Annotated in this window: 17 protein-coding genes; 4 read left to right on the top strand and 13 right to left on the bottom strand. The window is 41.2% G+C overall.

All coding sequences use genetic code 11. The features are described 5' to 3' along the window. Positions 1-14 precede the first annotated feature (14 nt). Genes IPJ16_09245 through IPJ16_09235 form a run of 3 tightly spaced genes read right to left on the bottom strand, consistent with a single transcriptional unit; the run spans position 15 to position 2,834 of the window. Positions 15-1,304, bottom strand: coding sequence for a fibrobacter succinogenes major paralogous domain-containing protein (locus IPJ16_09245; protein MBK7627360.1), 1,290 nt, complete (start codon positions 1,302-1,304; stop codon positions 15-17). 36 nt (positions 1,305-1,340) lie between these two features. Continuing rightward, positions 1,341-1,838 (bottom strand): redoxin domain-containing protein, encoded by a 498-nt coding sequence (locus IPJ16_09240; GenBank protein ID MBK7627359.1) that lies wholly within the window; start codon positions 1,836-1,838, stop codon positions 1,341-1,343. Between the two features lie 42 nt (positions 1,839-1,880). Beyond that, positions 1,881-2,834: an AEC family transporter gene (locus IPJ16_09235; GenBank protein MBK7627358.1), complete on the bottom strand. Its 954-nt coding sequence runs from the start codon at positions 2,832-2,834 to the stop codon at positions 1,881-1,883. A gap of 142 nt (positions 2,835-2,976) precedes the next feature. Here IPJ16_09235 and IPJ16_09230 point away from each other — a divergent pair, with 142 nt between their 5' ends. From IPJ16_09230 to IPJ16_09220, 3 genes are all read left to right on the top strand, one after another. Then, a complete protein-coding gene (locus IPJ16_09230) occupies positions 2,977-6,573 on the top strand; it encodes a VCBS repeat-containing protein (GenBank protein ID MBK7627357.1) in 3,597 nt (1,198 codons plus the stop codon). Positions 6,574-6,666: 93 nt separating this feature from the next. Then, positions 6,667-7,983: a vanadium-dependent haloperoxidase gene (locus tag IPJ16_09225; protein MBK7627356.1), complete on the top strand. Its 1,317-nt coding sequence runs from the start codon at positions 6,667-6,669 to the stop codon at positions 7,981-7,983. A gap of 72 nt (positions 7,984-8,055) precedes the next feature. Next, a complete protein-coding gene (locus IPJ16_09220) occupies positions 8,056-9,072 on the top strand; it encodes a zinc-binding dehydrogenase (protein ID MBK7627355.1) in 1,017 nt (338 codons plus the stop codon). Between the two features lie 347 nt (positions 9,073-9,419). Here IPJ16_09220 and IPJ16_09215 read toward each other — a convergent pair whose 3' ends face one another. Together IPJ16_09215 and IPJ16_09210 are read right to left on the bottom strand one after the other, a co-directional pair. Next, positions 9,420-11,246 (bottom strand): Xaa-Pro dipeptidyl-peptidase, encoded by a 1,827-nt coding sequence (locus tag IPJ16_09215; GenBank protein MBK7627354.1) that lies wholly within the window; start codon positions 11,244-11,246, stop codon positions 9,420-9,422. A gap of 183 nt (positions 11,247-11,429) precedes the next feature. After that, positions 11,430-12,788: a Gfo/Idh/MocA family oxidoreductase gene (locus IPJ16_09210; protein MBK7627353.1), complete on the bottom strand. Its 1,359-nt coding sequence runs from the start codon at positions 12,786-12,788 to the stop codon at positions 11,430-11,432. A 118-nt stretch (positions 12,789-12,906) separates the two neighbouring features. Here IPJ16_09210 and IPJ16_09205 point away from each other — a divergent pair, with 118 nt between their 5' ends. Then, positions 12,907-14,025: a DEAD/DEAH box helicase gene (locus tag IPJ16_09205; GenBank protein ID MBK7627352.1), complete on the top strand. Its 1,119-nt coding sequence runs from the start codon at positions 12,907-12,909 to the stop codon at positions 14,023-14,025. A 147-nt stretch (positions 14,026-14,172) separates the two neighbouring features. On the opposite strand, the gene IPJ16_09200 is transcribed toward IPJ16_09205, so the two are convergent. The 8 genes from IPJ16_09200 to IPJ16_09165 all read right to left on the bottom strand — a co-directional run bounded on the left by IPJ16_09200 (position 14,173) and on the right by IPJ16_09165 (position 25,386). Then, positions 14,173-15,579: a Gfo/Idh/MocA family oxidoreductase gene (locus IPJ16_09200; GenBank protein ID MBK7627351.1), complete on the bottom strand. Its 1,407-nt coding sequence runs from the start codon at positions 15,577-15,579 to the stop codon at positions 14,173-14,175. Positions 15,580-15,604: 25 nt separating this feature from the next. Further along, entirely contained in the window at positions 15,605-18,979 is a 3,375-nt protein-coding gene (locus tag IPJ16_09195) for an efflux RND transporter permease subunit (protein ID MBK7627350.1), read from the bottom strand. 47 nt (positions 18,980-19,026) lie between these two features. After that, the gene (locus IPJ16_09190; GenBank protein MBK7627349.1) at positions 19,027-20,154 is read right to left on the bottom strand and encodes an efflux RND transporter periplasmic adaptor subunit; all 1,128 of its coding nucleotides are present in this window, start codon (positions 20,152-20,154) and stop codon (positions 19,027-19,029) included. 50 nt (positions 20,155-20,204) lie between these two features. Further along, positions 20,205-21,584 (bottom strand): TolC family protein, encoded by a 1,380-nt coding sequence (locus tag IPJ16_09185; protein ID MBK7627348.1) that lies wholly within the window; start codon positions 21,582-21,584, stop codon positions 20,205-20,207. A gap of 7 nt (positions 21,585-21,591) precedes the next feature. After that, positions 21,592-22,170, bottom strand: a complete 579-nt coding sequence (locus IPJ16_09180; protein ID MBK7627347.1) for a TetR/AcrR family transcriptional regulator — start codon at positions 22,168-22,170, stop codon at positions 21,592-21,594. Positions 22,171-22,342: 172 nt separating this feature from the next. Continuing rightward, positions 22,343-23,623, bottom strand: a complete 1,281-nt coding sequence (locus IPJ16_09175; GenBank protein ID MBK7627346.1) for an AGE family epimerase/isomerase — start codon at positions 23,621-23,623, stop codon at positions 22,343-22,345. 58 nt (positions 23,624-23,681) lie between these two features. After that, positions 23,682-24,086: a thiol-disulfide oxidoreductase DCC family protein gene (locus IPJ16_09170; protein ID MBK7627345.1), complete on the bottom strand. Its 405-nt coding sequence runs from the start codon at positions 24,084-24,086 to the stop codon at positions 23,682-23,684. 61 nt (positions 24,087-24,147) lie between these two features. Beyond that, complete coding sequence (locus tag IPJ16_09165; protein MBK7627344.1) at positions 24,148-25,386, bottom strand: DEAD/DEAH box helicase; 1,239 nt, start codon at positions 25,384-25,386, stop codon at positions 24,148-24,150. Between the last annotated feature and the right edge of the window lie 196 nt (positions 25,387-25,582).

The raw sequence follows: 25,582 nt of genomic DNA, 5'->3' as shown, positions 1-25,582 counted from the left end.
TGTTGATAATTATTTCAATAATCCCTTATACATCTCACTGAATATCCGTTATGGGCGTTGCCAGGTAAGCGGATGGCTGATCCTGAGTAAGCATCCATAACATAAACTATATTATAATATTCCTTATTATATATTCCAAAATCAGAACACCACCACGATCCGGTGATTCCAACTGAATTAAATCCATAACAGAAATTAGTGGTTCCTCCCGGCAGAGCTCTGAAACCAAATTCGTCAGTAGCTTCAGCATTTGGACCTGACCAATGGGTTGTTCCTGTTTCTTTCAGTTTGCCGCCGGCAAACCTATCGCCTCCAAGGAAGGTGATGAGTGTGGACCATTCTTTATCGGAAGGAACATGCCAGCCTGTAGGGCAAACATTTCTGTCATATGGAGCCCATGCCTTTGAAACAGCATTATAATTGTAGAGAGCACCATATTCTTCTTTATACTCTTCTTTATTATTATACCATGCATAAACAGAAAGTCTGCTATCCTGATAATCATTTGTTATGTTTACTAAAGGGGTCTTGTCATTGAACTTTGTTGTTTTCAGGTTTTCCGCCATCCATGTTTGTGTGCCTATTTTAGTTGTTTTATATACATTTTCATCGACATCGCTAACAGTTGCACCATCGACATGTACAGTAAACTTTATTTCATTTCCGTAACCTGTGCCTGCTTCATCGGTGGCAAAAGCACGCAGATAATAAGTAGTTCCGGGAATAAAACCAGAGCTACTCAAATAAAAGTTTTGACCATCGAGATTATCAGTGACTTTTTTTTCTGAATTTATTTCCGGTTCTGGCGAAGTGCTCCAGCAAATTCCTCTTTCTGAGATTGTTCCGCCATAAAAAGCAGTAATATAACCACCTGTTTTTATAGTAGTCTGGTTTTCAAACGATATACAGTAAGTAGAAACGTCCGGTTTAAAAATCATACGGGTTTTAAATGTCACCTCATTTCCATATCCGGTTTCGGCACTGTTGGAGGCGTAAGCTCTCAGGTAATATGTTGTTCCAGGAATGAGATTGGTAATGTCTTTGTGAAATGGTCCTCTTCCACTGCCCCCTTTAGCAACATTGTCTGCTGTTGTTGGATTTCCTTTAGTGTTCCAGCAAATTCCTCTTGCAATAATTGGATCTCCTCCATCATCAGTAATATTACCGCCTGAGGCAGCGGTTACATATTCAATATCAGTCACATCCTGTGTTGTAACGGTTGGTACTCCAGGTCCTTTTCTGCAAGACTGCAGAGAGAGTAAGAGAATAGTTAAAACAAATATGTATGTCCAGTGAGTTCGCATTCAATCTTTCAAAGAGTACCTTAAATATACTTAGTTTTAGTATTTCGTGAGATTCCTGATCCTCAACATCAGATCCTCAACATTAACCTGCTTACTTGTGTACTTGACAATCAGATCACCATCCTTATTATATAGTGTCATAAAAGGGAAAAGCATAATATCATAATAGTTCCTTACAAACAGACTGCTGCCTTCCGTTCCCACATAAATATTCGGATACTTTCCTAAATTATTTTTAGCAACATACTGAACTACCTGTTCTACAGGCTGATAGGTAATCATAGCAATTGATACATTTTTAAGTTCCTCACTCCGCTCCAGCATTTCCTTTGTCAGTTTCTGGCATTCATCACAGTCAGGTGAAAAATAAATGAGTACTATCGGCTTGCCAAGAGGCAAATACTGAGCCTTGAAGACTTTCCCGTTAGCCTGCATCATCTGAAAAGGAGGAATCTTATTTGGTTGAGACGAAAGTGTTGAGGTAGTTAACAGTCCAGCCAGTAACATTAAGAATATGATAACCTGCTTTTTCATCTTATATATTTTTTGCATCAGGCATTTACAATTAGGTCACATCTACAGGAAGGTATTGATTGCCATCAGTACCAATGGCAGGGTAACAATACTAATAATAGTTGAAACAAATACATTACCTACAGCCAGCTGATCGTCGGCACCAAGCTCTTTTGCCATTATAACAACACTTGCCATACAGGGCATTGCAACCTCAAGAATGATCACAGACGCGACAAGCTTATCGGGTGCAAGACCGAAAACAGAAGCAAACAAAACGAAAACAGCTATTAGCAGTGCCGGGATCAAAATCAGCCTGTTGAAGCTGATAATATAAAGACTCTTCTTTCTAAGTAACCCACCCACACTTGAGAAAGCCAGCATCGCTCCTATGTATAGCATGCAGAGCCAGGTGTTCGCAGCACCCAGTGCCGAAAAAGGAGTAACAATTATATCCGGAAGTTTCAATGAAAAAATAAAAAACAGAAATCCGGTAACGGTCGCTATAGTATTGATATTAATTACCCTCAGAATACTTTTTTGCCACGAAACTCCATTGCCATATGTTAGAACAACTACCCCGATTGTCCACATAATAATATTGGCAATTAGCTGGAACATGCTCGCATATAGAAGTCCTTCAGATCCGTATAATGCGTAAATCAGTGGAAAACCAAGGAAAATAATATTGCCGAACATTGAATGTGCTTTAAAAACAGCAGCCTCCCTCCCTTTTATTCTGAACATTCTTGCAGTTAACCAGCCAGCCAACAACATAAAGAGGATTACTGTTCCACTTATTGTCAACACTAAAAGACTATTAGTCAGCAATTTAGGAGTTACATCCAATTTAAGAAAATTAGTGAAAAGCATAAGAGGAAGAGAAATATTAAAGATCACCTTCGACAACATATCTTTCGACTCCGGCGTAATTACTCTGAACTTTGCAGCTATTGCACCGATAATTACAACAATTGCAAGGATAATGATCTGAGATATTATGATTTTTGTCTCCAAAATTATTAAGTGTAACAGATACATTTATTAACCTTCCCAAAGATAGCACGTTTAGTGTTACTCAAAAAAAGAAAAATCAATCTTATAAATACTGAACCAAAATCACTTTTTTTTGTTTGATTTTATAAAACCATCAGACCTGATGAACTTCACAAAACCCTTATTAAAATTCTTTAGTGTACTTGCAATATTCCTATCAATTAGTTCATGTATCAGAAAGCCCTTGAGGTTTCAGGAGATCAATTCATCTCATTCCGGAATACATTTCAATAACCTGATTATAGAGAATGACTCAGTAAACCAGCTGGATAACGGGAATGTATTTAACGGAGGCGGTGTCGGAATTGGTGATTTCAACAACGATGGCTTTCCTGATATTTTCTTTACAGGTAACCTGGTGTCGTGCAAACTATATTTAAATGACGGTGACTTTTCTTTTAAGGATGTAACTGAAACTGCAGGAGTAACCGGTGAAGGAAAATGGTGCAGGGGTGTTGCAGTAGTTGATATCAACAATGACGGATTTCAGGATCTTTATGTGTCATCCACAATTTGGAACGATTCGGAGAAGAGAAAAAATATACTTTATGTGAATCAGGGTACAGATAGCAGGAATATACCGCATTTTAAAGATATGGCGGCTGCGTACGGACTTGATGATGATTCTCACACAACACAGGCTGCCTTCTTCGATTATGACAATGACGGTGACCTTGATGTTTACCTCACTGTAAACGAAATAAATGACCGTAATTCACCCTTTGTTTTCAGACCTGTAATCAGGGACGGATCTAATTCAAGTACAGGCAGATTATACCGGAATGACCTGGATGCTAAACTGAAACATCCGGTATTCACAAATGTCTCAAAGCATGCGGGAATTCAAACAGAAGGATATGGTAATCAGGCTAGTATAACTGACATCAATCAGGATGGATGGAAAGATATCTATGTCTCAAACGACTACCTTATGAATGATCTTCTCTGGATCAACAACAGAAACGGCACTTTCTCGGAACGTATAGCTTCAGCATTCAGACATACATCAAACAGCGCAATGGGTAATGATGCAAGTGATATAAATAATGACGGTCTCATTGATTTTATAACACTTGACATGAATCCGGAAGACAATTACCGCAAAAAGATGATGCTCCCTCCTTCAAGCTATCAGTTCTTCCAGAATTCCGACAGGTACGGTTATAGCTACCAGTATACCAGGAACACACTGCAGCTTAATCAGGGATCAATCCCATCAGCCCAGGACTCATCAGATATTCCAGTTTTCAGCGAAATAGCATATTTTGCCGGAGTGGAAGCTACAGACTGGAGCTGGACTCCATTGCTGTTTGACTCTGATAACGACGGATATAACGATCTTTTCATTGCTAACGGGTTTCCAAAAGATATAACTGACCACGATTTCGGGATGTTCCGGAGCAAGGCCTGGCTTACCACTCCCAAGGCAGATATCCTGAAACAGGTACCTGAGGTAAAAATCCACAATTACCTATATAAAAATAATGCTGACCTTACTTTCTCAGATAAGTCAGCAGAATGGGGATTATCAGATCCCACATTCTCAAATGGTGCGGCATATGCTGATTTTGACAACGACGGAGATCTTGACCTTGTGATAAACAATATAAATGACGAAGCTTCTTTATACAGGAATAATTCAACAGATATCGATCCTCTGAAAAGCAATTATCTGCATGTTAAACTCATTGGGGATTCCCTGAACAGAAATGGTCTGGGAGCTCTGATTTATCTTTATTTTGGTAATGGTAAAATGCAGGTCCGGGAAAACAATCCTTACAGAGGCTACATTTCAACTTCCACAGTAATATCTCACTTTGGACTGAGAGATCAGGCAACTGCTGATTCACTTATAATTAAATGGCAAAGCGGTAAAGTCCAGAAACTAATCAATGTTACTGCAAATCAGCTTATTGAAGTCAATATTAAAAATGCAGATATTTATGATTCTGTTCCAGTCAGGGAGAAGTCAGAAAATGCATTGTTCAGTGATGTTACAGGATCTGTTAAGATCAGCCATAATGATAAAGAAGAAGATTTTGTCGATTTCAATATCCAGAAACTGCTGCCGCATAAGTTATCGGAATACGGACCATCGCTTGCATCGGGAGATATTGACGGGAATGGTCTGGATGATATAGTTACCGGTGGATCAGCAAAGAACAGTGCAATGCTGTTTCTTCAGAAAAGCGAAGGGACATTCACGCAGAGGCAACTTCTTAATGATGGAATTATTTCTTCAAAGAAGTGGGATGATATGGGAATCCTGTTATTTGATGCAGATGGTGATGGAGATAAGGATCTATATGTTTCATCGGGAGGATATGAAAATGAATCTGGTTCAAAAGCTTATCAGGACCACTTTTATATCAACAACGGGAAGGGGATTTTTACTGAAAGAGATGATGTTTTCCCGGAGAACTTTACAAGCAAAGCATGTGTAAGGGCGGCAGATTTTGACAGGGATAACGACCTTGATTTGTTTATTTCAGGAAGGGTTGATCCCTGGAACTATCCAAAGCCTGTGTCGAGCTATTTATTCAGAAATGACTCTGATAATGGAACCGTTAAGTTCACTGATATTACAAAAGAAGTCGCCCCCATGATGTCAGATTTAGGGATGGTATGTGATGCCCTGTTTACTGATTATAATAATGACGGATGGAGTGATCTTGTTCTGGCCGGGGAGTGGATGCCTGTTACATTTCTGAAAAATGTGGACGGAAAGTTTATAAATGCTACAAATGAGACTGGCACCGTAAGTCTTTCCGGATGGTGGAATTCAATTACCTCCGGTGACTTTGACAACGATAGTGATATTGACTACGTAGTTGGGAACCTTGGTTTGAATTCTTTTTACAGAGCATCTGAGAAACACCCGGTTTCAATAATTTCCGGCGACTTTGATAATAATGGTAATTACGATGCATTCCCTGCTCTGTATATAACAAGCAGTCAGACAGACACTTCGAAAAAAGCATATCCGGCATTTGGCAGGGATGATGCTGTGAAACAGATGATCAAAATGCGATCAGGTTTTCAGAACTATAAGTCATATGCCATAGCAACAATTGATAAGCTTTTTACTGAAAACCAGTTTAATGAAGCTTTGAAACTCAAGGCTACTGAGTTCAGATCATCGTTATTCAGAAATGATGGGAATGGGAAGTTCAGTGTAATTAACCTGCCTGCTGAAGCACAGTTATCAGCTGTCAATGGTATGGTTGCAGATGATTTTGATGAAGACGGTAATATTGATCTCCTCATTAACACAAATGATTACAGCACCGATGTACTCACAGGCAGATATGATGCGTTAAGCGGATTATTTCTAAAAGGTAACGGTAACGGAGAATTTACTCCTCTCTCAATTTCTGAAAGCGGAGTCTACGTTCCCGGTAACGGGAAAGCACTGGTTAAACTCAGAGGTGCCAAAGGAAATTACCTTGTGGCTGCCTCACAGAACCGCGGTCCGGTTAAAATATTTGAACTAAATGCTGAAACTGACATTTTTCCGCTTAGAGATGATGATATAAGTGCTGAAATAAGATATAAAGACGGGAAGGTTCAGAGACAGGAATTCTATTATGGAAATTCGTTTTTATCACAATCAGCCAGGTTCTTAAAGGTAGGGAGAGGGGTTAAGGAGGTGACGATAACTAATTCAAAGGGGTTGCTTCGTCGTTCCTCCTCGCAATGAGGGACACGGAATTGGGACTCTGAGGTTAAAAAGCGTAGAGCGTAAAGCGTAGAGAAAGGAGAAAGGAGAAAAATATTAAGTACAATATATTCGATGGAAAAAATTAAACTCTTTACAATTATTGTAGTATCACTTTTTGTGATAAGTGGCTGCAGTCAGAAGAAAACTGTTCTGTTATCTGATACTGAAATACTCCATCAGAATCAGGATAAGCTCACGCAGATAATAATTTATGATGTTTTTACTCCGCCTGTTGCAAGCAGGCTATATGTTTATACATCGCTTGCATCGTATGAAGCCATCAGGTTTAACAAGCCCGGAGCGCCTTCAATTACAGCAAAACTCAACGGGTTCGGGGCAATGCCAGTTCCTGAGGAGGGAAAGAGCTATAACTTCACTCTGGCGGCTACGACAGCATTCTTTAATGTTGTAAGAAATGTGAAAGTCTTCTCTGTTGATTCATTAATAAGTTATGAAGAATCAATATACAATGGTTTTAAAGAAACACTGGATGAGGAAGTATACAACCGATCCACAGCGTTCGGCGACAGTGTGGCAAATGTGATCCTGGAAAGAGCCAATATGGACGGGTACCTGGCTTCAAGAGGAAAAGCCAAATATCTTGGCAGCAACGAAAAGGGAAAATGGCGGCCAACCCCACCTGATTATCTCGATGGGATCGAGTGGTGCTGGAACACTATGAAACCACTAGTAATGGATTCAGCTTCAATGCTTAAGCCATCACCTCCTCCCACATTTGATATGGATACTACAGCATTTTTTTACAAAGCTCTTAAAGAAGTATATGACATTAATAAAAATATTACACAGGAACAGATGGATATTGCACGTTTCTGGGATGATAACCCTTTTGTAATTGAACATTCCGGTCACATGATGTTCGGCAATAAAAAAATAACACCGGGAGGTCACTGGATGGGAATCTGTGCAATCGCCTCAAAGAAAGCAGATGCCGATGAGGTAATGACGGCAAAGGCATATGCCTACACTTCCCTGGCATTATATGAATCCTTTATATCGTGCTGGGATGAGAAATACCGTAGCAGCTATATCAGACCAGTGACAGCAATAAATGAATCTTTCGATCCATTATGGCTGCCATTTCTGCAAACTCCTCCCTTTCCGGAATATACCAGCGGACACAGCAATATATCTGCCTGTTCTGCAACAGTGCTTACTTCACTCTTTGGTGAGAATTTTGAATTTCAGGATACCAGCGATCTGAAGTATATCGGAATGGAACGTCATTTCAATTCATTTAATGAAGCAGCTGCAGAAGCTTCGATAAGCAGGGTATACGGTGGAATTCATTACAGATTCACTGCAGACACGAGTGCAGCACAGGGTAACAGGCTCGGGGAACTCATAATTGAAAAACTTAAACAGTAAAATATCAGATCTTTATCCTCAGGGTGCACGGATATTTTACAAAATGAACTATTTTTAAAGAAACTGAAAAAGATGTCAGATAAGAGAGAGTATCCGGAGAAAATGATAGCTGTTTTTACTGAGAAACAGGGAGGTCCCTTGGTTGTCAGGGAAGTTGAGATTCCAAAACCCGGACCGGGTGAAGTCCTTGTAAAGATAGCTGCGGCCCCGATCAATCCTTCTGATCTTGCAAGGGTCAGAAATATGGATACTGATCTCGATATATTTATTCCGGGACTCGAAGGAAGCGGTACGGTTGTAGCTGCAGGTAAAGGTCTGTTGCCACGGTTATGGTTTGGGAAAAGAGTTGCCTGTACTCATCATGGTATCAGAGGAACCTGGGCTGAATATATGTTAACCTCTGCAGCAATGTGTTTTCCGTTGAAAAATAAAGTAAGCTTCGAACAGGGATCGATGACACTTGTCAATCCGCTTACTGCAATTGCCTTTATGGAGATTGCTGAAGCCGGAAAGCACAGGGCTATTATAAACAATGCTGCGGCCAGTGCGCTTGGACGGATGGTGGAGCTGCTTGCAGCTAAGAAAGGAATACCTGTTATTAATCTGGTTAGAAACAGTGAACACGTTGCGACACTTATAAAGAAGGGCTCAAAATATGTCTTAAATACTTCAGATCCATCATTCATTGAAACCCTTGGAAATCTGTCGAATGAGCTTCATGCCACTCTTATGTTTGATTCAGTCTGCGGAAAAGAACTGCCGGAAATGATAAAAGTGCTTCCGCCAAAGAGTGCAGTATATATTTATGGGAACCTTACAGGTGCAGAACATATAAATGTTAATCCAAGAAGCCTGATAGACAATAACATAACAGTATCCGGATTCTTTCTTGGAAGACGGGCTGGTGAAAATGGAATGATTAAGAATATGAAGAACCTCCGTAAAGTAGGAAGTCTGATGAGCGGCGATCTGACAATCAAAATACAGGGCAGATTTCCGCTCATAAGAGCGCAAGAGGCTGTCGACACATACCTGAAGAATATGTCTGCGGGGAAAGTTTTGCTTATGCCTAACCAGGGGAAGTATTGAATATGTGTCGTAGAAGTTTCCCCTCCTTTTGAAGGAGGGGTGGCCGGACCACTTTTTAATTACGATATAAATGCTGATACCGGCCGGGGTGGTTGATTTCAGAAGTGAACTTGTTCCTAAGTGATCTAAAGGATTTTATAATTTTCATGTTAAGGATGTGTTGGTTTTTCGTACTAAAAAAGTAAGAAGAAATCAGAGAATCAACCACCCCGGTCGGGAAATAAAATACTGTATATATAAGATAATCAATCATCCCGACCACCCCTCCTTCAAAAGGAGGGGAAACTTTTATATTCTGATTCTCATTCAACACCAAAGCTAAAGTTGACTGCTCTGCCCTCTCCCCCTCAAAATAATATCTTTGAGGCTCCACCAACTACAGGTATTGTAATTGAAGTTTTATCAATATCGACAGTAAGTTTTGTGCCCGGTTGCGGATGAAGTGTAAATTCCTTGTCACTGGAGAAGATCATTAAAACAATCTGTTTCCCTGCCGGTATTATCTGGTCGTCGGGCTCGAGTTCGAAGGTCATGTCATAAAACTTACCCGGAACCAGCGGTTCACTCTCAGTCAATGATTTGTGATTCTGAAGATCTGCCCATCCCCTGGTAATAATATTATCAGTGATCTTTGCATTCTTCTCACCATTCCATGGAAGCTGTACCATCCAGACTGAGAGGTTGACGGCCGGCTTATCGCTTGAAGCCCTGATTTTTATTGTGGTTGTACCTGAGATATGAAGTGGCTCCTTCAATACCGGAGTAAGAAACAGAAGTCTGTTCTCTGAATTCTTTGATTGTGCCAGATCGCTTCCGCTTTTGGAGAAATCATCAACAAGAGTCTCCTTACCCTGCTTCTTTGTCTTTTTCAATCCGAGTTTACCATAACCAGGGGCTCCGGATGAAAGATAAAACTCAACCGGAGAAGCATCAGGATTCGGATAAGCTGCATAAGGTGTTGGTTTTAACCTGTTGTCATTCTCCCTGACAATGAATGCTTTGGGATCATTTTCCACGCCGTTTTCCACGCCGAACAGGTAGCGGGTAAACCATCTGTTCATCATTGTAAAAGGTGGTTCGCCACCATGTCCTCCCTGGTGCAGGTACACCTGAACAGGTACTCCCTTCTCCTCCAGAACTTTAATAAAACGTGTACTGTGGCTCGGCATAACATTCCAGTCGTTGAATCCATGAGCCATAAGTATGGCTGCTTTAAATGCCCCTATATCGTTCATCAGATCGCGCTTTTCCCAAAAGTCGTTGTAATCGCCTTTTACACGATCCTGTCCATTTGCCATTTCACCATCTCTTACAACACTGTCGCAGTAAGCACAATTATCCGGATTGGAGTGGACAAAATCATAGAGAACATCAACATCCTCCCCGAGGTATCCTCCAGGACTGCGTACCAGACCATTGGATCTGTAATAATGATAGTATGAATTATTCGGAGAAACCGGAATAATCGCCTCAAGACCTTCAACTCCGGTAGTTGCAGCTGCAAACGGAATTGTGCCGTTATAAGAAGTACCTGTCATCCCGACTTTACCGGTTGTCCAGTAAGCCTTAACCTCTTCAGTGCTATCGGCAGTGGAATAACCTTTTGCGCGGCCATTCAGCCAGTCGATAACTGCCTTAGGCGCCAGACGTTCAATATCCGTTCCGATTGTCGGACACCCCTGCGATAATCCTGTTCCGGGAGCAGAGGAATGAACCACTATAAATCCATAAGGGATCCATTTAAGCTGCGATGTAGAAATTACAGGACGTTTTCCCCTTATTTGTATCTGAGGAGGGTGAATATGTCCCGATTGCTGAGTATTCAATTCCTGCTGCACATTCCAGAATAGTTCCTTATCGTTACCTGCAGTTCCGGCAAAGTAAGGACTTGATTCATATATAACAGGAAGCTTAATTCCCTCACTATCTGTCTGTTTAGGACGTGTGACATCCACATGCATTCTGTCCGGTTTACCATCGCCGTCGGAGTCAAATTCGGTTTCCACCCAAAGGTCATGTTTGATCCAATCTGCGGCATTTTCAAATTCGGGTATTTTTTGTGCTTCACCATTGATAATTACAGGAACAATTGTTTTGGCCTGACCAATAAGGTCCAATTGATTGAACAACTGTGTAATTACCAATACAGATAACAAGAATATTATTCTTCTCATAAAAACTTTTTTATTTTACTAAATTGTTGTAACAAAGAAAATCATTTTGTCAGATCCACAAGTTCTTTTTCGTAATCAATCTGAAGATCTTCATGGAGGGTTTTATAAAAAAACACAACTCCCGCACCTCTTTCGGGGTGCGGAGGTTTAATTCTTCCTTGATTTCTTTTACAGTTACAGCTTTCAAAGACTCCAGCCTTTCCGGTACTCTTTATGCAGGAATTTATTTGCTTCCGGCAGATTAGGAATTGTGAGTTTCTCAGGATCGAAAGTTAATACCTGTCCGCTCAGTTTCTCTCTCAGCTCCTTCCTTAGAGGGATATTACCAAGCAGGACTGTTTCTGTCAGCGGTCCCGCCCATTCGAAATTAGAACCTGCCGGTGCCCCGCCCTTGCATGCCAGGATCCATTCCATCTCATGTCCGGGTGAAGAAGGAATATACGGATCAGGTCTTTTATATGATTCCCGCAAAGCTTTCGGAACGATCTTATCATCAAGTACTTTGCCTTTATCTCCGACAAACAGTGTTCCTCCCGGACCCATCTTCATATCCGGTTCAAGCTCAGCAATAAGAGGCGGCCTGAGACCACCATCATACCATGTAAGAGTTAGAGCAGGCATATTTTCACGTGCAGCAAATTCATACCGAACCATTGAGCCAAGTGGATAGGTCTCCTCATTAACCAGCGTTGATACTCCCTGGAAGCTTACAGGATATTTAAGTTTCAATGCTCTGAAAACAGGATCAAGTGAGTGGCAGCCAATATCGCCAAGAGCCCCGGTACCAAAGTCCCACCAGCCACGCCAGTTAAACGGGTGATATGAAGGATGATAGGGTCTCATTGGAGCAGGACCGATAAACAGATCCCAGTCGAGGGTTTCAGGTACCGGAGGAGTATCTGCAGGTCTTTTAACGCCCTGTGGCCAGTAAGTATCTGATAGTCCCCTGTTTGGCCTGTCGGTCCAGACATGCACTTCACGCACCGGTCCGATTGCGCCATCCCAGATCATTTCGCGCAGACGGCGTGGACCATCGGCAGCCTGACCGCCGTTACCCATCTGGGTTGCGACTTTGTACTGTTTTGCAGCTTCAGTCAGCATCCTTGCTTCCTTAACAGTATGGGTAAGAGGCTTTTCTGTATAAACATGCTTGCCACGCCGCATCGCCTCAAGACTGATAACAGCATGAGTATGATCAGGAGTGGCTATGATTACAGCATCAATATCCTTGTCAGCATCGAGCATCAGTCTGAAGTCCTTATGCTTGCGAGCTGAAGGATACAGCTGAAATACCTTATTTACATTATTGCTCCAGTCGACATCGCACAGAGAAACAATATTTTCAGTTTTGGCAACCACCTCAATAACGCCCCTTCCTCTCCCTCCGATACCAACACCGGCAACATTTAACTTATCACTGGGGGCTTTATGACCTAAACCGGAAACGGCATGGCGCGGGACAATTGTCAGTCCGGCCATAGCAGCTGCAGAAGTTCCGATAAATCCTCTGCGGGTAATTACTTTCGAAGGTTTATTACTCATGGTTAAGTTGTTTTAATATTATCAAATGTCGGAAAAATATATTCACCGGACTATTAAAAACGGCAATTTTTTTGCCCCGCTTTTTAGACTATCTTTGCACCGCATTAATAATTATAATTTGAAAACGTTCTCTGATTTAGGCATTTCCCGCAATTTCATCAAGGCATTAGAGGAAATCAACATTATCACACCTACTGAAATACAGGAAAAAGCCATTCCATTTCTTATTGAAAACGGAACTGATTTTATTGGTCAGGCACAGACCGGGACAGGAAAAACTGCAGCTTTCGGGCTTCCGATTCTGCAGGCAATTAATCCCGACAAACCAAATGTGCAGGCTCTCATTCTGTCACCCACACGCGAACTCGGACAACAGATTGCCAAACAGCTTTTTAAGTTCACAAAACATATTCCAAAGAAGATCTTTATAGAGTCTGTCTACGGAGGAGCAAACATTGACGAACAGGTTCGCTCACTCAGACGTCCGACACATATTGTAGTAGCCACACCAGGCCGTCTTGTTGATCTGCTTGAACGAAAAGCGATTGATCTCTCATTTATCAGGACAGTCGTTCTCGACGAAGCTGATGAGATGCTTAGCATGGGATTCAAGAAAGAGCTTGATACAATTCTGAAATCTACTGCAGGTAAGAGACATACATGGCTGTTCTCAGCAACAATGCCCGATGAAATCAAGAAAATCATTTCAAGCTACATGTCGCCGCAGGCTATGCGGGTTGAAGTAAACAAGAACAATATTGTAAACAGGGATATCGAGCACAAATTTCTGATCTGTTCCCGTCTGGACAAGCCTGAAGTACTTTTTCAGTTCCTTAAATCGCAGGGTGCTGGAAGAGGATTGGTATTCTGCAGGACAAAGGTTGAAGCGCAGACCGTAACAAAGAGGCTCCAGGCCAAGAAGGTGAATGTTGATGCCCTGGAGGGAGACATGTACCAGAAAGACCGCGATAAGGTTATGAGAGCGTTTAAAAACGGCAAATTACAGATCCTTATAGCCACCGACCTTGCAGCAAGAGGTATTGATGTAAAAGAACTTGCTTTTGTGGTTCATTACCAGCTGCCCGAAAAAACAGAATATTATACTCACCGAAGCGGAAGAACGGGAAGGGCAGGGAATAAGGGATTTTCTTTAACTATGATCACACAAAGGGAGCATGAGGGGCTAAGGAAGATAGAAAAAGAGCTGGGGATTACGATTAAGGAGATACAAAGATAAGGTCGTGCAGTCTTGCGGTCGTGCGGTCAAGAAAAAACTTTTGCTAAGCGAAGTCTCCAGACTTCGCTTTTGATAAAGTGAAGTTTGGAGACTGCAGTGTACTTTACGACGAAGTCAGGAGACTTCGCCGAGCAAGAGAAAAGGTTATTATAGTTTGGCTTTTTTCATAATTAAAGCCAGGTCATATTCCGGTTTGCGGGCTTTGCGTGAAAGCATTGCATTTGCTTCCTTATCGCCTTTAAACATCTCTTTCTTAGCATCCCAGGTAAGCTTACGGCCAAGCTTCATACCTATCCAGGCAACAGCGCAGGCTTCGAGACTGCGGCATGACTGATCTACTGGAGCAATAGGATCCTGTCTGCTGATTATACTTTCGAGCCAGTTGCGGTAATGATCAGGACTTGGCATCCATACTTTACCCTCAGGTCCTACTCTCGGATAAAGGATCTTATCATTGCTGGCCCAGAGCGGACCTTTTTTGTCAACAGTTGAAACCGGATCGCTTGCAGTAACTCTTTCACTACCCCTTGCACAGAATACAGTTCCTTCACTTCCTTCAAATAAAATACCGTTAGTGAATTTATTATCGAGGATAACCTTAATGTTTCCAGGATACATCATCTCGGCATGATAAGTTGTATGAACTGTCCATACATCATCCTTCATGAATTCCGCCTTTGCCTCAACTGTCTGAGGACCGCTAAGTTCCATTCCGAGTGCCCATTGAGCAATATCCATATGGTGAGCTCCCCAGTTGGTTATCATACCAAGACCAAAATCCTCGGTTGTTATCCATCCTGGTCTGCCATCGATACTATCCTGCGGGTGACATCTAAGTTCCATATAAGGCTGATCAGATACCGGGCCCAGCCAACGTTCATAATCAAAAGTTGACGGAGGAGTCTGAGGAGCAGGTTTAACTCCCTTTATTCTGTCTATTCCTATACCAATACTAACTGTATGTACTTTTCCTATGCGGCCATTACGGACTGCTTCACTGGCGATGCGAAAAGTGTTCCATGGCTTCTCTGAACGCTGCTGACTTCCTGTCTGCAAAATTCTTTTCTTTGCCCTGACAGCGGTACGAAGTGCAATTGCTTCAGATATTGCATATGTGAGAGGTTTCTGGCAATAAACATCTTTACCTGCCAGAACAGCCTGTACAGCAACGAGTGCATGCTGGTGATCAGGAACACTTACAATAACTGCATCTATATCGGGATTTGCCAGAACCTCCTGGAAATCGTGGTAAGTTTTGATACTTACATTGGTTTCTCCCTTTTCCTTATAGAAAGTTTCAATTTTATTTTTTGCTATGTCAACCCTTTTGGAGTCAAGGTCGCATACAGCAACAATACGGCAAAGATCAGTGTGCCTCATTGTTCCGGCATAATCGACAGAACCCTGACGACCGCAGCCGATCTGTGCAAACTGAATTAATTTATTTGGTGAAGCAGCATAAGCATTGTTCCTTATAATCTGAGGCAGGATGATAAGACCTGCACCTGTTAACAGGGATTTCTTCACAAAATCGCGACGGGAACTGTTTTCCATGGTAAGAGCAGTTAAGATTAATAATTTAATTAATGGCTCTAATATAATTGGATTTTCGACGCTGCCGTCTGATATTCCTTGAATAAATTACAAAATACATCACCGGAATAAGAATCAGTGTTAAAAATGTCGCGAAACTTAATCCGAAGATTATCGTCCATGATAATGGTCCAAAGAACATTACATTATCACCGCCAAAATGCAGGTGAGGGTTTAATTCTGAAAAGAGAGTTCCGAAGTTAATATTCATTCCGATTGCAAGTGGTATAAGTCCGAGGATCGCAGCCGTAGCTGTGAGTATCACAGGAGTAATACGTGTTTTCCCGGCTTCAATGATTGCTTTTCGTGTTTTCATACCATCTGCTTTCAGGACATCTGTAAACTCCACCAGCAGTATTCCGTTCCTCACAACTATTCCTGCCAGTGCAATGATACCCATACCAGTCATAATAATTGAGATTGTCATGCCGAATATCATATATCCAAGGAGTACTCCAATAAGGCTGAAGATCACCTCTGAAATTATTATGAGGGTCTTCGACATTGAATTAAACTGGGTGATAAGAATAAACATGATAAGGAAGAGTGACAGAATCATAGCTTTTGAAAGGAATATCATTGATTCTTTCTGATCTTCCTGCTCGCCGGTTATACGTATATCAACTTCAGATGATTTCGGGAACTGAGGTATCAGCTTTCTCAAACGGGCATTAATCTCATTTGCGTTATACCCTTCAATAACATTGGAAGAGACTGTAATAACCCTTTTCAGGTTAAGCCTGTTTATCTGGCCATAGCTGTTAACGTAATCTATATTTGCAACAACCGACAGAGGAATCTGCCTCAATAAGCCTGAGTTCATATCACGGTATGTTATTGTAAGATTCAGAAGCTGCTCAATATCCTTGCGCTGATTCTCTTCAAAACGAAGCATAATAGGATATTGATTTTCTCCTTCCCTGTATTTTGATATTTCCTTACCAAGTTGACCTGTGCGGATTGCATCACCAACAACTGCAGCACTTATTCCTTCAAAGTTGGCTCTTTCACGGTCGAGATTTATAATAAGTTCAGGTTTTGTTGTAGCAAAGTCAGATTTGAGTTCTTCAATTCCGCCTATCTGTAATGAATCTACAAATCTTCTGAACCTGTCAGAAGTTGATGCCAGCTGTTTCAGATCCTCTCCTGAGATCTCAATATTGATCGGTTTCCCGGTTGGCGGACCCATTTTTGTCTTGTCGACAACAATTTCTGCTCCGGCGATATCTTTGAGGGCCGACCGCATCCTGTTCATATAGGCACCGGTGCTCTCACCTTTTCTGTTGGCGAATTCAACAAAGTTAACTGCTATTTTGGCCAGGTTTGAAGATTTGCTTGAGTTATCAAAGTTATTATCCGAGGCAAGAAATGCTACATTTGTAACCACTGATTCAACTATCGGATTATTTTCTCCGAGAACGCTCATTATTCTGTTTTCAACAACCCTTGCGACTGAGTCGGTAACAGTAATATCGGTACCGACAGGCATTTTAACGAAGGTGTTTATCGTATTTGGCTCATTGTCAGGAAAGAATACAACTTTTGTTTTTACGATATTGTTCAGAACCAAAGTAAAAGCGAATAAGCCAATCATACCCCACAGGATAAAAACAGGTCTTCTTCCTTTTAACACCCAAACAAGTGTTCTTTCGTAAAGCCTCATCATTGAAGGAATAACCTTAGTCTGGAATTTGCGCAAAACCTTATAGCCGAACAGATTATGAAGCATGAACGATATCGCGATAAAGACGAGAAAGTTCGCAACACCCGGCAATTTCAGAAAATAGAACGGGATAGCTGCTGCTGCAATAACGGCGGTGATTTTATACAATTTTGATAATGCTACCGGTCTGTCTTCTTCATCGTGTTTCATAAAATCGACAGCAAAAACCGGATTAAAAATATAAGCGACTATAAGTGAGGCAAACAGTGTTATGATAAGAGTGACAGGTATGAATACCATGAAACTGCCTACAACCCCGGGCCAGAATGCCAGAGGGAAAAATGGAGCAAGCGTAGTGAGTGTCCCCGATAAAATAGGGACAAATACCTCCCCTGCAGCTGCCTTTGCCGAATGGGATATATCCATTTTTGTCTTCTTATGGATCCTGTGCGTGTTTTCAATGACAACAATTGCGTCGTCCACTACAATTCCCAGCGCAAAGATAAAGGCGAACATAACCAGCATGTTCATAGTGAATCCTATCCAGGGCAGGAATATATATGCTATTGCCATTGATAACGGAATAGAAAAACCGACAAAGATGGCATTCACAAGTCCCATGAAGAACATCAGAACAATTGTAACAAGAATAAATCCGATTATGATTGTATTGTTAAGCTCATTAACCGTATTCCTGGTATAACGGGAAGTATCGCCGGTAACCTCAACAATCAGATTTGAAGGGAATTTAGTCTTCTGCATATCTGCTATAATCACCTGTATCTGATCTGCAGCATCGAGAAGATTCTGACCGCTCTTTTTAATTACGTTAAGGGTAACAACGTTTTTTCCATCATAGCGGGCGTAATTCTCGGCTTTTTTAAAACCGTCAACCACATGAGCAATATCCATCAGTTTTATTTGAGCACCGCTTGATGTGTTAATAACAATATTGCGCAATTCATCAACATTTTTTACTTCACCAACAACACGTATTGAACGGCTCATCCCCTGCAGATCAACATTTCCTCCCGAAACGGTCATGTTATTCAGACTTACTGCCTGTTCCACATCCCTGAACGTGAGACTTGCAGCTTTCATCTTATACATATCGATATCTATCTGTATTTCACGATCGAGGGCTCCTCCTATCTCAACACGGGTAATCTCTTTCAGACCTTCAATACGATCCTGCAGGTCGTCAGCATATTGCTTCAGTCTGTCAAGCGGCATATCACCGGAAAGGTTTATATACTGAATCGGAAGCTCAGAGAGGTCAATCTCCATTACAGATGGCTCCATGAAAGAGGGATCATTTGGCAAAACCCTTTTGGTTTTATCAACAGCATCCATAACTTTCTGTTTGGCATCCTTAATTTCAATGCCGGTATTAAACTCGACAATAATTGCGGAAAAATCCTGCACTGATCGCGAGGTAATCTTCTTGACACCACTTATTGATTTCAGGTTCTTCTCAAGCGGCCTGGTAACAAGATTCTCAATATCGGAAGGCGAAGTTCCAGGGTAAACAGAGTTAACAATTATGTTAGGGATCACAATCTCAGGGATCTGTTCTTTAGGGATTGTGTAATAGTTCATTATCCCGAAAACCGATATTATAAACACCAGCACATAGACACTTATTTTATTGTCAATAGCCCAGCTGGTTGCAAAAAATTCCTTGTATTTTTTTTCCATGAAAATATTCTTTAATGCCTATTGTCGGCCTGGTATCAAACTGATAATTAAAACCTTACTAATTCTCCATCAATCAGTTCCTGATATCCGGTCGAGACAACTTTATCACCTGCCCCTAATCCTTTAACAACCTCGGCAATACCGTTGTAGCTGTTTCCAATTACAACAGGCTGTTTGAAAGCTGCATTGAACTTTTCTTTCGGTCGAATTACATAAACATAACTGCCTTCATCATCGGTCTGGATAAGATTCATTGGAACAATTACAGAATTTTCCGAATGATAATCGTTGATCTGGATTATTGCAATCATATTTGCCTTAAGGTCAGGAGAACTGCTGTTTATATTCGTTTCAATAAGAAATGTACGGTTAACAGGATTAATATATTTACTTACAAATGAGACTTCAGTCTCAACCTGTTTTTTAGCATCAGGGAAAGTCACAAATAGCTTATCCCCTTTCTGAACACGTGAAGCATAAGCCTCGGAAACTTCAGCGGTGACTTTAAGATTTTTGAATTCCACAACCCTGTAAGCGGCCAGACGCGGATCGGGAGTAACCACTCCCCCAACTTTAATGTTGCATTCTTCCACAGTTCCGGTAATCGGAGATTTTATCTTAAATTTCTCAATCTGCTGCTTAAGTGAAGCAATCTGCTGCTCCAAAGACTCTTTGGATGTTTTTGACTGAAGGTACTGAACTTCACTTCCAATTTTCTGGTCCCAAAGCCTCTTCTGCTTATCGAACATTTCAGAAGCAAAATTATACTGTGTTTCGAGACTCTCGAGCTGACTGCGGTACTGCTGATCGTCAATCTGAGCCAGAACCTGACCTTTGGTTACACGATGACCTACGTCGGCATACTTTGCTGAAACTGTACCCGGTGCCTCTGCAAAAACAGCGGCATTCTGATCTCCGTCGAGCTTACCCTGAACCTTAATGAAGTGATCAAATATTCCTGTAGTGACATTTGTAATACCAACAAATTTGAATTTATCAGTATCTAAAGAATCAGTACCGGATAACTTCAGTTCGTTTTCCAGGTTTTTAATCTCTTCTGTGATCTCAGTGTGCTGAAGCTTTAATTTTTCAAGCTGTGCTTTCTTGTTGCTGCTGCATGAAATTATAAGAGCCAAAAAGATTATTGCTGCTATACTTAATTTGAAGATTTTCATTTCTTGATTGATTTGTATAATTATTAAATTCAAAATATTCTGTTCACCTGTTAATTTATGCTTAAAATACGATCGAGTTTTGCCTTGGCTGTCAGGAGCGAAAGCACCGATGTATAGTAGTTTGACTCTGCGGTAAGCATCTGGTTCTGGCTTTGCGCAATATCAAAACTTGAGGAGATGCCCTCGCGATACTTGATAACAGTTTTATCAAATACCTTTTTGCTGAGTATCATACTTTCCCTGTTAACTGAGAAGTTACTGAATGCGGTCTGGTAGTTATTGATAGCAGTTTCAAACTCCAGTATTAAACCCTGACCTGCCGTTTCTTTATTCAGCCGCGATTTTTCAAGATCGAATCTTGCCTGACTGATTTTTGCACTCCTCTGACCGCTGGTAAAAATCGGCATAGTTAATCCTACACCTACCAGATCCTTTACCTGGAAATTAAATGATGGCTGATGAGTCTGTTCATGCCGGCGATAGAAAGCTGATATTGTTGGCAAATATTTCGACTGTTCGCGTTTTAGAGTCAGTGCCGAGATCTTTTCAAGATTGTCAACCATTTTATAGTCAACAGTGTTCTCTACATCAAAGACCTGATCTGACAGATACTGGATATTACCCTGATTTATTATTCCAGGAAGAGTATCTGTAAGTACGAGGTTTTGTGTGAATTCAATGCCAAGCTGGAATTTCAGCAGTTTCATTGAGACTTCTTTCTGCGATTCGAGAGACTTAATCAGAGTTTGTATATTAGATTTGCTGATCTTTATCTGGTCAACATCAGACTCTTCGTTGAAGCCCTGCTGATTCATCTTCATCAGATCATTATACGTCTTGTCTATCACTTTCAGACTCTCATCCAAAACCCTGATGCTTTCGCTTAAGACCAGAACAAGTGAGTAAGTACCTGCCACTAATTCTTTTGTCTGACCCTCGGTTTTAACAAGATTTTTTACAGATACCTCTTTTAGTACCTTCATTGCCTGAAGTCCGACCAGATATTCACCGCTGAAAATAAGCTGTGAAAGTGTAAAATCAAATGTTGTATTGTCGGGGACTCCCAGAGAAACAGCAGGAGAAGGCTTGTAAGCGTTTACAAAATCATCTTTGGTAAGGGTAACTCCGCCTCCGGGGAGCGAATTTATGTCGAGATAAGGACCAAAGCTCAGTTGGGGAATAACAAATTGATGCTGGTAGTTTGCTGACAGACCAAACTGCGGCAGGCCGATGGCAATTGTTTCCCAGACCTTTTTATCAGCAAGCTTAATATCAATCTTCGCCGACTGCACTGAACGATTGTTCTGAAGTGCATATGCCTGTGCTTCAGAGACAGATAGTTTCAGAGTTTCATTTTGATCCTGACCAAATCCGTCTCTGACAAATCCCAGAATAACAAATGGCAGAAAAAATTTCAGTATTAAATTCATATAAAGATTATTTATCGTTGTTAGTTTCCACTTCATTAATTTTTTGTTCCAGAACATCAATTCCCTTTTGAGTAGCTATTCCTCTGACATGATATTTTATCAGCTCTATAAACAGTTCATGGGAAGTAAACTCTTCAATTGTGAACAGATCATTTGTATGAATACTCTCAGCCCTTGACAAATAGAGTCTGGCAATTATCTCATTATTAAGATCATCACGATACAACCCTTCCTTCTTGCCATTTTTCAGGTTAGTAAGAATGTAGCTGTATATTCCCTCCCGTCGTGCCTTAACAATTTTCTGATAGTGCTCAGGGTAATACTTTTTAAGGTCATATTCGGTGGCAGGGTTCTGATTACGCATAATTTTGTTCATGAAAATCGAAATCTCGAAGAGCTCTTCGATAGCATTCAAACCTGTTCTGAAACATTTGCAGATCTCCTCCTGCCTGATCGCTATTTCGTTATCAATAAATTTTCCAACCAAATCATCTTTGTCTGTAACAAACTGATAAAGAGTCTTTTTAGACACACCAAGCTCACGCGATACATCATCCATGGTAATACTTTTTATACCGTAGTTCATGTACAGTTCCCGTACTTTTAACAGAATGTTGTTCAGATTATCAATCACGGCACAAAAGTAGCATCAATAAACTCAGGAAACAAATTAAACAATAAATGTTTCCCCGGTTTATAAGAGATTTAACAAAATTGTAACAAACGGATTTATAACAGGGCTTTTCTGCAGAAAATGATCAATGCATTTGTACTCTTTCAATAACCTCGAGGCACATCCTGCCGTTGTGATAAGGGCATGTCCAGAATCCTCCCTTATCTCCTTTTCCTGCAACACCTTCAGCGTTGACGGAGGGATACCAGCCGCCGTTTTTTGTATCGATAAAGTGCTTTTTTGTGTAATTCCAGTTATTGACGCAATAATCGAGATACCTGGTATTACCTGTAAGTTCATAAGCATTCAGATACCCTACAACTGTCTCAACCTGAGGCCACCAGCTCCGGGTAGTCCGCAATTCACCTGTAGCGAAGTTTTTTTCATCAATCATACTCCCGTCGGGCATTATACCTTCCGATGCGGCATCAGCTATCCTGATACAGGTTTCACGGGCCCGTTTCAGGATTACGGGATCTTTCAGAAGTGTTGCTGCTTCATAAATCAGCCATGAAGCCTCTATATCGTGACCATATGAATCGACTGTTGATGTCGGGTTCCAGCTCCTGTCCATGAAGCAGATCAGATGGTAAGTCTTACCGTCAACAATTTTATCAAGAAAAATTTCGACCATATTCTTCAACCGGCTTTCCAGTCTCTTATCGGGCCAAACGCGATATAGATTTGCATAAGCTTCCATAAGATGAAGTGAAGTATTCATTGTCTTTTCATCCCTGTCGTCTTTCTCGCCGATTAATCTGTCTCTGGAACGCTGCCAATCCCGTGTGAATACCTCAAAGTACCCGTTAGATTCCCTGTCATAAACGTATTTTTCAAAACACTCAAAAATTTCTTTCGCTGTTTTCAGAGCTGCCTTATCGCCTGTTGCCCTTGAATATTCAGACAAACCATAAATAAAGAATGACTGGGTATAAGTCTGTTTCCTTGTATCTGAAGGCTCCCCGGAGGCTTTAACACTTCTGTAAGCTCCGCCAAATTCCCTGTCGATGAAATTAGCCATAATATAATCTCTGGCTCTTGCAGCCAGACGAAGGTATGATGTGTCTTTTGTCACCCTGTAGGCAGCTGAATATGTCCACAGGATACGGGCATTCAGAATACCACCTTTATCTTCATTCGGGAATACCTGGTCGGAACCGCTGATTCGTCCGTAGAATCCTCCATTGACATTATCGACCATGTATTTTGACCAGTATGGCAAAAGGTTCCCGGTAAGATTTTCAGTTACTTCCGTTTTCAGTTTATTCAGCCTTGTCTGATCAGCTTTTTGTAATGCGATTGTCTGACCGGTTAAAATGCCAAACGAGAAAAAAATAAAGAAAACTGAAGTGAAAATGTTTTTCATTTCCGGAGGTGTTTATGTTTTACATCAAATGAATCAATGCAAAATACAAACTTTTTTGTCACAAAATGAACCTGTTTTCAATATCTTTTGGCGGGACCATGCACGATTCTCTCTTCCCAAAAATACGGTACCTGCTCCGGGCAACCAGGTTATAGATAAAATCGCGGATAAATGACGGGATAATAATTAAGGAATAGAACAGTCTCAAGCCTCCGCCCAGATCGTTCAGAAGATTGAGTATTGCAGAAGATCTGAGAAAGGTTTTACCACCAGTAAGGTAAACAACAGTATCAACAGTTTCCGGATTTAATCCGGCTGCTGACAGAAGTGATTTTCCGGCTTCAGACTGAAGTGATGCAAATCTGATTCTGGCGTTCTTATCCCTTCGTATAACAAACACTACCAGCCTGTTACAGAGATTACAAACTCCATCGAAGAGTAATATCGGAGGTAAATGATCCATCGGATTGCGGATTTCGGATTTCGGATTTCAACTTCGGTCTTCGGTCTTCCGTCTTCCGACTTTATCTTCTTACATTTCTCCTGTCGGGAATAAGGTTCCTTGGGAGACTCCTCGGACGGGCATGATTACCATGCTGATTTTTAGGTGCTTTAACAGGATTATTGTCGATCAGAGGATAAGCATGATCTTCAACAACACTTATCTGTTTGGCAATGAGCTTTTCGATATCCCAGATATATGCTTTTTCCTCAGCATCACAGAATGAAATTGCTGTTCCGTTTGCACCGGCCCTTCCTGTTCGCCCAATTCTGTGGACATAAGTTTCAGGAATATTAGGAATCTCATAGTTGATCACATATTCAAGATCGTCGACATCTATTCCGCGGGCTGCAATATCGGTAGCAACAAGTACACGTGTTGTTTGTGCCTTGAAATTTGACAGTGCACGCTGGCGTGCATTCTGTGCTTTATTACCATGTATCGCCTCGGCGGTTATATCTTTCTTTTTAAGAACCTTAACTACCTTATCAGCACCAAATTTTGTACGGGTAAATACCAATGCGGTCTTTATCTTCTGGTCTTTTAAAAGATCAACCAGCAGTGCATTTTTGTTTCCTTTATCGATGTAATACAGATATTGGTCAACAATATCAACTGTAGAAGCCGAAGGAGTTACTTCAACTTTAACCGGTTTATATACTATTGAACCTGCCAGCTTTACAATTTCCGGGGGCATTGTAGCGGAAAAGAAGAGAGATTGTCTCTTCTGGGGAAGGTGTGAAATTATCTTCCTTACATCGTGAATAAAGCCCATGTCGAGCATGCGATCTGCCTCATCGAGGACAAATATTTCAACATCTTTGAGTGAGATATGTCCCTGATTCATAAGGTCAAGCAGTCTTCCCGGTGTTGCCACAAGGATATCAACTCCGTTTCTTAATGCGTTCGTCTGGGGATTCTGGTTTACCCCTCCAAAAACAACTGTACAGTTCAGTCCGGTATAACGGCCATATGCGTTAAAGCTCTCTTCAATCTGAATTGCAAGTTCTCTGGTTGGTGTAACGATCAGGCTCCTGATCTTTTTCTTTCTGTCAAATGCCTTGTTTTTACTAAGCAGCTGCAGAATCGGAACTGCAAAAGCACATGTTTTTCCTGTTCCAGTCTGGGCGCATCCTATAAGGTCTGTGCCCCTTAGTATAATTGGTATTGCCTGTTCCTGTATCGGTGTAGGTATTGTGTAGCCCTCTTCTTTAATTGATCTGAGTATTGGTTCAATAATGTCTAATGATTCAAAATGCATAAATAGTTTATTAATAAAAAAATATGAAATAAGCGGCCTTGTAATGGGGGGATTATTCCGGGATTAAAGTGCAAAGGTAGTGAAAATTTATGAATAACTGGCTGGGAGACCGAAGACTGGAGACCGAAGACCGGAGAACTGCTCAGGGCACAGGGCTCAGGGCACAGTTGGCCTATCTATATGCTTTACGCTTTAC

Source organism: Bacteroidales bacterium (assembly GCA_016709865.1).
Lineage (GTDB): Bacteria > Bacteroidota > Bacteroidia > Bacteroidales > VadinHA17 > LD21.
This window is presented reverse-complemented; position numbering and strand designations above follow the sequence as displayed.

What these genes read in the sequence shown, in the direction of transcription:
- IPJ16_09200 (MBK7627351.1), bottom strand. Translation starts at nt 15,579, where the DNA reads ATGGAAAACAGTTCCCGTCGCGATTTTGTGAAGAAATCCCTGTTAACA.
- IPJ16_09180 (MBK7627347.1), bottom strand. Translation starts at nt 22,170, where the DNA reads ATGAACTACGGTATAAAAAGTATTACCATGGATGATGTATCGCGTGAG.
- IPJ16_09175 (MBK7627346.1), bottom strand. Translation starts at nt 23,623, where the DNA reads ATGAAAAACATTTTCACTTCAGTTTTCTTTATTTTTTTCTCGTTTGGC.
- IPJ16_09215 (MBK7627354.1), bottom strand. Translation starts at nt 11,246, where the DNA reads ATGAGAAGAATAATATTCTTGTTATCTGTATTGGTAATTACACAGTTG.
- IPJ16_09240 (MBK7627359.1), bottom strand. Translation starts at nt 1,838, where the DNA reads ATGAAAAAGCAGGTTATCATATTCTTAATGTTACTGGCTGGACTGTTA.
- IPJ16_09195 (MBK7627350.1), bottom strand. Translation starts at nt 18,979, where the DNA reads ATGGAAAAAAAATACAAGGAATTTTTTGCAACCAGCTGGGCTATTGAC.
- IPJ16_09170 (MBK7627345.1), bottom strand. Translation starts at nt 24,086, where the DNA reads ATGGATCATTTACCTCCGATATTACTCTTCGATGGAGTTTGTAATCTC.
- IPJ16_09220 (MBK7627355.1), top strand. Translation starts at nt 8,056, where the DNA reads ATGTCAGATAAGAGAGAGTATCCGGAGAAAATGATAGCTGTTTTTACT.
- IPJ16_09165 (MBK7627344.1), bottom strand. Translation starts at nt 25,386, where the DNA reads ATGCATTTTGAATCATTAGACATTATTGAACCAATACTCAGATCAATT.
- IPJ16_09230 (MBK7627357.1), top strand. Translation starts at nt 2,977, where the DNA reads ATGAACTTCACAAAACCCTTATTAAAATTCTTTAGTGTACTTGCAATA.
- IPJ16_09245 (MBK7627360.1), bottom strand. Translation starts at nt 1,304, where the DNA reads ATGCGAACTCACTGGACATACATATTTGTTTTAACTATTCTCTTACTC.
- IPJ16_09190 (MBK7627349.1), bottom strand. Translation starts at nt 20,154, where the DNA reads ATGAAAATCTTCAAATTAAGTATAGCAGCAATAATCTTTTTGGCTCTT.
- IPJ16_09210 (MBK7627353.1), bottom strand. Translation starts at nt 12,788, where the DNA reads ATGAGTAATAAACCTTCGAAAGTAATTACCCGCAGAGGATTTATCGGA.
- IPJ16_09225 (MBK7627356.1), top strand. Translation starts at nt 6,667, where the DNA reads ATGGAAAAAATTAAACTCTTTACAATTATTGTAGTATCACTTTTTGTG.
- IPJ16_09185 (MBK7627348.1), bottom strand. Translation starts at nt 21,584, where the DNA reads ATGAATTTAATACTGAAATTTTTTCTGCCATTTGTTATTCTGGGATTT.